Source organism: Streptomyces sp. H39-S7, assembly GCF_027158205.1.
Lineage (GTDB): Bacteria > Actinomycetota > Actinomycetes > Streptomycetales > Streptomycetaceae > Actinacidiphila.
Genome location: NZ_JAPVLU010000127.1, coordinates 1 through 3,184, shown reverse-complemented (window position 1 = coordinate 3,184; position 3,184 = coordinate 1). Strand labels below are relative to the sequence as shown.

Below are 3,184 nucleotides of genomic sequence, written 5' to 3'. Positions count from 1 at the left end.
CATGAGGCACCTCACTCACCCTCGATGACAACCCGTTGCCACCACAGTGCCACCGCCAGGCCCCAACACCCCAAAAATCATTCACGGATCACCAGGCCCGGCGAACGTTCGTGGACAACGCACTAGCTGGTCCTGCAGCGCGACGATGCGGTAGGCGTCCTCGACGGCCGCGTCCTGGTCTACGAGTATCGCCGGCGAGGCGATCGGCGGATCCGGCCGGGGCTGCGGAGTCCGGTCGGCCAGCGCTCCACCATGGAATCGAACTAGAATCGAACGGTGAGCAGTGAGCAGAGCAGGGACCAAGCGGCGGACCTGCCGACGGCCGATGGGCCGCTGGTGCGGGTGCGGCTGCACGACGGGCAGCTGCTCTACGCCGTGGTGAAGGGCCGGCGCAAGGAACGCGACGGCAGCTGGTGGTACGGCCTGCAGATCCACCTGCCCGCCGCGACCGAGCAGCGCGACCGCCTGGTCGACAAGCCCGCGCCTGTCGACTTCGCCGCGCCAGCGAGCCGGTGCGAGCCGATCGCGGGCCAGGCGTACAACGCCGTGCCCACCTACCGGCACGGCGCCACCCCAGCCTGGCGGATCGAGGAAGCGGTGTATTTCGGCCCCGAGCACGGGCCAGCCCGCATCGTGCACCGCGGCGACTGCCGCGCCGTCCGCGACCTCTCCCACCCCGCCAGAACCGAGCAGGCCCGCGCGACCCTGGCCCAGCCTGACTCCGCCCCCTGCACCGCCTGCCGACCCGACCGGCCCCTGCGAACCACGACGTAACCAACAGCGCCCAGCGTCGACCAGCTCCCCCCGCGCGGCCTGTCCGGATGGCCGGGTAGATCCGCCACTGATGGTGCGGCGCGCCCCTACGGCAGCGAGCGACCGAGTGGCACCACCCGCCGCACCAGGCAAACTTGCTGGCCTTTGTAGCCCCCTCGGGCGTTGCCCATGCCTTGCGGCGGAGGTGTCCGGCTCTCGATCCGGGCGAAGCCGCCAGTTCACGTGCCGGAGGACAGCACGGGGCTTGCTGACGGCGCCGCCTCTCATTTCACTGGGGACAGCGGTCGGCTGAACAGTGGCTTACACGCTGTACGTTTCACCCTCATCGGTGACGTGCTTGCAGCTCATGCAGGACCAGCCGCGGCCGTTCCAGTAGGACGTGTCGGCCTGGCAAGCCGGGCAGTGCTTCCGCTTCACGGGCTTGGTCTGAGTCGTCCCTGGCGCCTGGATACGGAACCGGTCCTGCGCCCAGTACGCCGGATCGGTCTCGCCATACGCTGGGGCCGGAGGCGGTGCGCCTTCCGGCGCCTTGATCCGGAATTTGTCCTGTGCCCAGTAGGCCGGGTCCGTCTCGTCCAGCTTGCCCATCGCTACCCCGCTCGCTTGCCACCGGTCACTGGTTGGTGCACCTCATGCACACGTACTCCCGTCCATTGTTCACCATAGGACCGCCACAGATACCGCACGTGATGGCGTGCACCATGGCAAGCTGTCGAACCTTCGCAATCAGTCTCTTCACGGCGCCTCCTCGGCCGGGGGGTTGATCACAGGGGCTACTTCGTTACCTCATTGCGGGCAGCAACCTGGGCGCTGAGCCGTTCGGCCGCACCAAGGGGTAGGACGCTGCACGGTAGGACGTCCCCCTCCTTTCCCCTTCAATGGGGCGTCCGTGCATGCGCCCGGCAAGGGTGCCCATGATTTCGCCAACCTTGCCGTTGTCGGATCCTTCGCGAGGTCGCCGATTTCCAGCCCGCTCTCCTCGTCACTGCCCAAGACTACGAAGCTTCAAGCGGCAATCACGAGTGGCTAGACACGAACGTAGTAGCTCTCTGGCGGCTCGGCAGGGAGTGCTCAGGTCTGCCGCCCGCCTGTCATCGACGGGCACACCCTCATCGGCATCGTGGCCCAGGCCGATGCCCCGACGGCGAAAGCGACCACGAACAGCGCGGGCCGGCCGAGCCACCCGAGGAGGGTGGCCATGGCGGCGGCGCCCAGGGTGATGGCCCGGCCTGCATCCGCCAGCACCATCACCGGCGGGTGGGCCGCCTGTCCACCCGCGCGCCGACGGCCTACAGCGTCAACGCGGGCTCGATCGACCGGGCTTGTCTCTTCACTCCTCAGGGGCCATTCGCCGCCCCGAACACCGACGCTCGGCGGCTCGTGCCAAAGGCGAATTGTGCCAGCGGCAGACAGCCTCACTCCGGTCCGGGCCGACGCACCTCCGGCCCGGCTTGATGACCACGCCTCACCGAGTATGCGAGGCGAACATGCTCCGACCGTCGGGTCCTCCCGTCGATGGAGCCGACTCGGATACATCACCTTTTGATAACGGGTCTAGTCCATATTTTGAATGCTGTTCACATCGGAGCAGTCGCAGCGCGTCGCACTACGACGTCTACCCCGACATGGCCACCCGCCTGGAGACCGCCGCGCCGAACGCCTCCACCCTGGTCGCCGCCTCCTGGAATCCCGTCGCCGACACGATCTTCGCCAGCAGGACCGACCTGCGCATCCCGGAGAGCGAGAACGACACCAAGACCGCGTCGGACGCAGCCGACTACCTGGCCCACGGCAATCCCGACAGCACGTTCCTGCACTTCGACAAGGTCGACGAGGCCGGCCACTCCTCCGGCGGGGCCAGCCAGCAGTACCTGGACGCCATTCACCAGGCCGACACGCTCGTCGGCCAGGTCGTGAACGCCGTGCGGTCCCGCCCGACGTACGCGACGGAGGACTGGCTGATCGTCCTGACCACCGACCACGGCCACACCGATGTCGGCGGCCACGGCGGGAACACCGCTCAGGAACGTCAGACCTTCGTGATCGCCAACGGGTCCGGCTTCACCCCCGGCTCGACTCGCTACGACGTCAAACTCGTCGACATCGCGCCGACCGTCCTCAAGCACGAAGGCGTCGCCATCGACCCCGTCTGGGGGCTGGACGGCAAGCCGATCAACGAGATCACCCCGGACGCCTTCGACACCCTCCGCGGCTCGCTGCAGACCCGCACCGACGAGACCGGCATCCCGGCCGCCACCAAGGGCTACACGCACCAGCCGCCCACCGGCTGGAGCATCGACAACTCCGCGATGCCGACCGGCGGCGTGACCGAATGGCGCGGCTGGTCGTTCGCCACCGACGAGTTCTGGACGGCCGCGCAGCTGGGCCAGGGGCGCGAGACCAACGTTCG

Annotated in this window: 4 protein-coding genes; 2 read left to right on the top strand and 2 right to left on the bottom strand. The window is 68.3% G+C overall.

Annotated features, from left to right (window positions below; all coding sequences use genetic code 11):
* The first annotated feature begins 276 nt into the window (after nucleotides 1-276).
* Complete coding sequence (locus tag O3X23_RS43715; RefSeq protein WP_269280934.1) at nucleotides 277-774, top strand: DUF6233 domain-containing protein; 498 nt, start codon at nucleotides 277-279, stop codon at nucleotides 772-774.
* A gap of 300 nt (nucleotides 775-1,074) precedes the next feature.
* Here the strand turns inward: O3X23_RS43715 and O3X23_RS43710 are convergent, their stop codons facing one another.
* Together O3X23_RS43710 and O3X23_RS44425 are read right to left on the bottom strand one after the other, a co-directional pair.
* A complete protein-coding gene (locus tag O3X23_RS43710; RefSeq protein WP_269280930.1) occupies nucleotides 1,075-1,362 on the bottom strand; it encodes a hypothetical protein in 288 nt (95 codons plus the stop codon).
* Between the two features lie 483 nt (nucleotides 1,363-1,845).
* Nucleotides 1,846-2,022 (bottom strand): hypothetical protein, encoded by a 177-nt coding sequence (locus tag O3X23_RS44425; RefSeq protein WP_443048161.1) that lies wholly within the window; start codon nucleotides 2,020-2,022, stop codon nucleotides 1,846-1,848.
* 377 nt (nucleotides 2,023-2,399) lie between these two features.
* On the opposite strand from O3X23_RS44425, the gene O3X23_RS43700 reads away from it, so the two are divergent.
* A partial coding sequence (locus tag O3X23_RS43700; RefSeq protein WP_269280927.1) for an alkaline phosphatase family protein occupies nucleotides 2,400-3,184 on the top strand: 785 nt, incomplete at its 3' end.